At 57.8% G+C, this 644-nt stretch carries 1 protein-coding gene; it reads right to left on the bottom strand.

What is annotated here, in order from left to right; translation table 11 throughout:
- Positions 1 to 17: 17 nt before the first annotated feature.
- Positions 18 to 644: adenylosuccinate synthetase (locus AC5O77_RS22025; protein WP_494507200.1), on the bottom strand; the 627-nt coding region annotated here is incomplete at its 5' end.

The raw sequence follows: 644 nt of genomic DNA on the forward strand, positions 1-644 counted from the left end.
CATTAAGGGTGGCAAAATCAAGCGTCGAACGGATCGCGCAGCACCATCGTTTCGCTACGATCTGGGCCGGTAGAAATGATATCAATCGGCACACCAGTAATTTCTTCGATACGTTTGATGTAGTTCAGCGCAGCCTGCGGCAGTTTGCTGTGATCTTTCACGCCAAACGTGCTTTCAGACCAGCCTGGCATCGTTTCGTAAATCGGCTCAAGACCTTCCCAGCCCTCAGCAGCCAGCGGAGTCGTATCCACTTCGGTGCCGTTCGGCAGGCGATAGCCTACGCAGATTTTAATCTCTTTCAGGCCGTCCAGAACATCCAGCTTGGTCAGACAGAAGCCGGACAGCGAGTTGATCTGCACCGCGCGGCGTACCGCAACCGCATCCAGCCAACCGGTACGACGACGGCGACCGGTGGTCGCGCCGAACTCGTTACCCTGCTTGCACAGGAACTCGCCGGTGTCGTCGAACAGTTCGGTTGGGAACGGGCCAGCGCCAACGCGGGTTGAGTAGGCTTTCACGATACCGAGCACGTAGTCCACGTAACGCGGACCAATGCCGGAACCGGTCGCTACGCCACCGGCAGTGGTGTTGGACGAGGTAACGTACGGATAGGTACCGTGGTCGATATCCAGCAGCGTACCCTG

The organism is Stenotrophomonas sp. INTA L402-1, assembly GCF_059295135.1.